The sequence below is a fragment of the Allobosea sp. genome, from assembly GCF_036675845.1.
Classification (GTDB): Bacteria; Pseudomonadota; Alphaproteobacteria; order Rhizobiales; family Beijerinckiaceae; genus Allobosea.
Genome location: NZ_JAKFED010000200.1, coordinates 1 through 5,632 on the forward strand (window position 1 = coordinate 1; position 5,632 = coordinate 5,632).

5 protein-coding genes are annotated in these 5,632 nt (G+C 69.0%); 2 read left to right on the forward strand and 3 right to left on the reverse strand.

From position 1 onward, the window contains the following. The coding region (locus V6M56_RS21150; RefSeq protein WP_332686706.1) for an L-idonate 5-dehydrogenase at positions 1-950 on the reverse strand (950 nt) is incomplete at its 3' end. A 110-nt stretch (positions 951-1,060) separates the two neighbouring features. On the opposite strand from V6M56_RS21150, the gene V6M56_RS21155 reads away from it, so the two are divergent. Beyond that, on the forward strand, positions 1,061-1,828 hold the full coding sequence (locus V6M56_RS21155; protein WP_332686708.1) for an SDR family oxidoreductase: 768 nt from the start codon (positions 1,061-1,063) through the stop codon (positions 1,826-1,828). Positions 1,829-1,952: 124 nt separating this feature from the next. Here the strand turns inward: V6M56_RS21155 and V6M56_RS21160 are convergent, their stop codons facing one another. Then, complete coding sequence (locus V6M56_RS21160; protein WP_332686710.1) at positions 1,953-2,693, reverse strand: haloacid dehalogenase type II; 741 nt, start codon at positions 2,691-2,693, stop codon at positions 1,953-1,955. 262 nt (positions 2,694-2,955) lie between these two features. Here V6M56_RS21160 and gpmI point away from each other — a divergent pair, with 262 nt between their 5' ends. Further along, positions 2,956-4,470, forward strand: a complete 1,515-nt coding sequence (gpmI, locus tag V6M56_RS21165; protein WP_332686712.1) for a 2,3-bisphosphoglycerate-independent phosphoglycerate mutase — start codon at positions 2,956-2,958, stop codon at positions 4,468-4,470. Positions 4,471-4,511: 41 nt separating this feature from the next. On the opposite strand, the gene V6M56_RS21170 is transcribed toward gpmI, so the two are convergent. After that, positions 4,512-5,632 (reverse strand): FUSC family protein (locus tag V6M56_RS21170; protein ID WP_332686714.1); only part of this gene is annotated, 1,121 nt, incomplete at its 5' end.

Below are 5,632 nucleotides of genomic sequence, written 5' to 3' on the forward strand. Positions count from 1 at the left end.
GCGGTGAGCAGCGGCGACAGGTCGATCCGGCCCGAGCCGATCAGCGCCACCGCCCAGTCGAACTCCTCATGGAAGCGGAAGGAGCCGCGCAGGTCGAATTCCTTGGCGACCACGACGTTCATCGGCAGGGTGAAATTGCCGCCGACACCGATCTGGACGATGGTCCCGCCCGGCCTGAGCACGTCGAAGGCGCCGGTCAGCGCGTGCTGGTTGCCGGAAGCCTCGAACATCACGTCGAAGGCGCCCTTCTCGGCGCCGTAATCGGCCTTGAGCCGGTCGGGCTCGGCCATGATGTTGATCGCGGTCGTCGCGCCCATCTTCAGCGCCACCGGCAGCGGCGCGTCGACCACGTCGGTGACGACGATCTCGCTGGCGCCAGCGGCGCGGGCGGCGACGACGGTCAGCACGCCGATCGGTCCCGAGCCCGTGACCAGGACGCGCTTGCCGAGCAACGGGCCGGCCCGCTTGGCGGCATGCAGGCAAACCGAGAGCGGCTCGGCGAAGGCAGCCTGCGCCGCGCCGACATGGGCTGGGAGCTTCACCGCCTGGCGTTCCTCGATGACAAGCTCTTCGCGGAAGCCGCCCTGAACATGGGGAAAGCGCATGGCGCTGCCATAGAACAGCATGTCGAGGCAGTGCTGCTGCTGGCCGGCCTGGCAATAGCGGCAGCGCCCGCAGGCGCGGCTCGGATTGACGGCGACGAGATCGCCCGGAGCGACGCGCGAGACCTCGGCGCCGACCGCCTCGACGATACCGGCGATCTCATGGCCGAGGATCATCGGCTCGCGCACCCGGATCGTGCCGAAGCCGCCATGCAGGTAATAGTGCAGGTCCGAACCGCAGATGCCGCCGGCCTTGACGCGCACCCGCACATCGAGCGGGCCGAGTGCGGGCGTGGCGGTCTCCTCGACGCGCAGATCCTTCTCGGCATGGATGACGACGGCGCGCATGGCGGCTCTCCTGAGACCGGCGGCCATGCGGCCCCGGCAATTGTCTAATCGTTTTAAAACGCTTACCCAAGCCGAGACGGGGTGCCAAGCCGCGAGACCGGGAGGATAGGATGTCGCTCAATCTGTTCAAGCTCGACGGGCGCGTCGCGCTTGTCACCGGTTCCGGCCAGGGCATCGGGCTCGCCATGGCCGAAGGGCTGGCGGCGGCCGGGGCGCATGTCGTCCTGAACGGCCGCGACAAGGCCAAGCTCGAGGCCGCCCGCAGCGCGCTCGCCGCCGCCGGCCACAAGGCCGCCATCGCCGCCTTCGACGTCACCGACCAGCAGGCGGTCGAGGCCGGCATCGCCGCGGTCGAGGCCGAAGTCGGGCCGATCGACATCCTGATCAACAATGCCGGCACGCAGAAGCGCGGCGCCTTCGTCGACTTCCCGGCCGAGGACTGGCATTTCCTGATCGCCACCAACCTGCATTCGGTGTTCTACGTCACCCAGGCGGTGACGAGGCGCATGGCGCCGCGCGGCCGCGGCAAGGTCGTCAATATCGGCTCGGTGATGAGCAAGCTCGGCCGGCCGACCATCGTGCCCTATACCGCGACCAAGGGCGCGGTCGCGCTGATGACGCAGGGGCTCGCCGCCGAACTCGGCAAGCACAACATCCAGGTCAACGCCATCGGCCCGGGCTATATCGTCACCGAGCTGAACAAGGCGCTGATCGCCGACGAGACCTTCTCGAACTGGGTCGAGAGCCGGACCCCGGCCGGGCGCTGGGGCGAGACGAAGGAGCTGATCGGCGCCGCGATCTTCCTCTCCTCGGCGGCCTCCGACTATGTCAGCGGCCATCTCCTGATGGTCGATGGCGGCCTGACCAGCGTGGTGTGACCGCCGGCAGTCATTGCGAGCGCAAGCGAAGCAATCCAGGGGCCGTCGAGCAAGCCCTCCTGGATTGCTTCGTCGCTTTGCTCCTCGCAATGACGATCATATTCGTGATGGCTTCCGGGATGCCTCACCGCCTCGCCGCGAGGTAAGGCACGAGCTCGGTCAGTGCCGAAATCGTCAGGTCGGCGCCGTCGCCGAGCTGCTCGGGCTGCATGCGCAGGGCCTTGAACAGCGTTGCCGGCCCGATGGCGCCGGCCGTCAACTCCGCCCGCAGCGCTTCCGGCGTGACGCGCTCGATGCGCGCGACGGTCAGCCCATAGGCCTTGGCGCCGGCGATGTCGAAGCCGTTGGAGGAGACGAACAGGATTTCCGCGCGCGAGAGCCCGAGCCTTTCCTCGACCAGCCGATAGCCGCGCGGGTCGGGTTTGTAGGCCTTGATCTCGTCGACGCTGATCGCCGTTTCCAGCAAGGCGTCGATCCCGGCCTGTTTCGTGAGCTTGTCCAGCATGGCCGGGCTGCCATTGGAGAAGATGGCGAGCCGCGTCGGAGCCAGAGCCTTCAGCGCCTGCAGCGCCTCGGGGTAGAGCGCGAGCGCATCATAGGCGGCGGCGATGCGGGCGAGCAGGTCGGGCGTGGCCGAGAGACCGAGCGTCTTCAGCGTGAAGTCGAGCGAGGCTTTGGTGACGCTCCAGAAATCCTCGTAGCGGCCCATCAGCGAGCGCAGCCAGGTGTATTCCAGCTGCTTCAGCCGCCAGATCTGGGTGATCGTCTCGCCATGGCCGGGAAAGGCCGCCTCGGTGAGGCCGGCGACGGATTGCACGTCGAAGAGCGTGCCATAGGCATCGAAGACGACGGCCTTGATCGTCATGGTATGTCCTTCCGTCCCTGATTTCCGTGCAAGTTGGCCTCGTATCGTCAAGTCGTCCCGGGCGGCCGAAGGGAGACCCGGAATCCTTGCCTGAACCGTTCCGGCATGGGTCCCGGCTCTGCGCTGCGCTCCGGTCGGGATGACGCTTGCTTCGGCGGGAGCCACCATTGCGCTACATTCCGCACCACCTTAACGCTCGCCTTGGCCGCGGGGAGCGTGATATCCGCACAAGCACCTTTTCGCAGATGCCCAAGGTCGCCCGATGCCCAGCCGCCCCGTCATGCTGATGATCCTCGATGGCTGGGGCTGGCGCGACGACGCAACCAACAATGCCGTGCGGCTGGCGAAGACGCCGAATTTCGACCGGTTCTGGGCGTCCGCGCCGCATGCCTTCCTGCGCACTTCCGGCCTCGATGTCGGCCTGCCGGACGGCCAGATGGGCAATTCCGAGGTCGGCCATCTCAATCTCGGCGCCGGCCGCGTCGTCATGCAGGACCTGCCGCGCATCAACCAGGCGATCGAGGACGGCACGCTGAAGCAGGCGTTGGCGGCCAGCGGGCTGGTCGAGAAGCTGAAGGCGAGCGGCGGCACCTGTCATCTGCTCGGGCTGGTTTCGCCGGGCGGCGTCCATGCCCATCAGGACCATGCGGTGGCGCTGGCGAAGCTCCTGGTCGAGGCCGGTGTCCCGGCCGTGATCCATGTCTTCACCGATGGCCGCGATACGCCGCCGCGCTCGGCGGCCGACTATGTTGCGGCGCTGGAGAAGGCGCTGCCGAAGGAGGTCAGGGTCGCGACGCTGTCCGGGCGCTACTATGCGATGGACCGCGACAATCGCTGGGAACGGGTCGAGCTCGCCTGGCGGGCGCTGGCGCTGGGCGAGGGCGAGCAGATGCCGGATGCGGCTTCGGCGATCGCCGCGGCCTATGCGGCGAATGTCGGCGACGAGTTCATCAGGCCGGCGGTGATCGCAGGCTTCGGCGGCATGCAGGATGGCGACGGGCTGCTCAGCTTCAATTTCCGGGCCGACCGCATCCGCGAAATCCTGGCGCCGCTGCTCTTTACCGAGTTCAGCGGTTTTGCGCGGTCGCGCATGCCCGGGCTCGCCGCCGCCGTCGGCATGACCTCCTATGGCAGCGCGCTCGATCCGCTGATGCCGGCGCTGTTTGCGCCGCAGAGCCTCGCCAACGGCCTCGGCGAGACGGTTTCCGGGGCCGGGCTGAAGCAGATCCGCTTCGCCGAGACCGAGAAGTATCCGCACGTCACCTATTTCTTCAATGGCGGCCGCGAGGAGCCCTATCCGGGCGAAGAGCGCAGCATGACGCCTTCGCCCAAGGTCGCGACCTATGATCTCCAGCCCGAGATGTCGGCGCCGGAGCTGACCGGGAAGGTCGTCGCCGCGGTCGAGAGCGGCGCCTATGACCTGTTCGTGCTGAACTTCGCCAATCCGGACATGGTCGGCCATACCGGCGTGCTGGCCGCCGCGATCAAGGCGGTCGAGACCGTCGATGCGGGCCTCGGAGCGATCGCCGACGCGATCCTCGCCAAGGGCGGCGCGCTGCTGGTGACGGCCGATCACGGCAATTGCGAGCTGATGGTCGACCCGGCCACCGGCACTCCGCATACGGCCCACACCACCTGTCCGGTGCCGGTGATGGTGATCGGCAGCGAGGCGAAGGCACTGGCCGATGGCCGCCTCGCCGATGTCGCGCCGACGCTGCTGGCGCTGCTCGGGCTGGAGCAGCCGGCGGAGATGACCGGCGGCTCGCTGCTGCGCTGAAGCGCGCCGGCGGGCCGATCGCGAGCCGGCTGGCGCCGCCATCAGGCGGCCGTTTCGGGCGCGCTGGCATGGCCCGCGAAGAACGGGGCATGCGCGGCAAGCTCGCGGCTCGCCGCCCGCACGGACGCTGCTTCGCCCCGCCCCGTCTCGGCCAGCCGGTCGGCAACGCGTTCCAGCGACCGGGCGGCGCGCTCGGGCTGCTGGGCGACATTGCCGATACGCGCGAGCGCCAGCCTGATCGCGCGGCTGGTCGCCGGGGCGAGATCGGCTTCCCTCAGCAGCGCGCGCAGGCGCAGCACGGCCATGCCGACGGCGAAGACCGCGATGCCGCCATCCTCGGCCGAGGCCTTCCGATCGCCGGCCTGCTGCGACAGCCGCACCAGCCGCAGCAGCCGGTGGTTGAGGCGGGCGCGCCAGGTCGTCGCGCGCATCGGCGCGTCGGGCGCGCTGCAGAGATCCTGCAACTCCTTCAGCATCATGCCGGAGAGCGCGGCCAGGCGCCGGCGCGCATCGGTCGGGAAGATCGTGCGGAAGGCGACAAGGGTCAGGGCCGGCGCGGAGACCACCGCCAGCGCGGCGAAGAGCGTCGCCGGGAAGTCTCCCCTCAGCGGCAGGGCGGGCTGCGAAAGCAGCAGCAGGGCCATGCAATAATCGATCGACCCCACCATCGTCCTGCGGTGCGCCATGGCCAGCGCGCCGATCAGCAGGAAGGGCATCAGCATGAAGACGAGCTCGATCTCGGTCGTCGCCTGCGGCCAGAGCAGCCAGCGGCAGGTCAGCGCCGCCAGCGCGCCGAAGCTCTGGCCGATGAGCACCTTGCGCATGATCAGCGCCGGGTTCTCCCAGGTCGAGAACAGCGTCACCATGACCGAGGTGCCGAGGAGCAGGAGCGATCCGGCTGTCCAGCCGGAAACCACCCAGAGCGTGCCCAGGGCCAGCATGACGCCGGTGGCGCGGAAGGCGGCCTGGCGGGCGCCGACCCAGTCGCGATGCAGGATGACCGGGTGCTCGATGCGGGCCGGCCGGACTTCGCCATCGTTCACCCCGAGCCGTTCCTTGCCGGCAGCCTCCAGCCTCAGGATCGTATCCCGCAGGGCCGGATGAGCTTCCGAAAGGTCGGCGGCCCGTTCGAGCAGCGGCAGCGCCTGCTGCACCGAGGCGG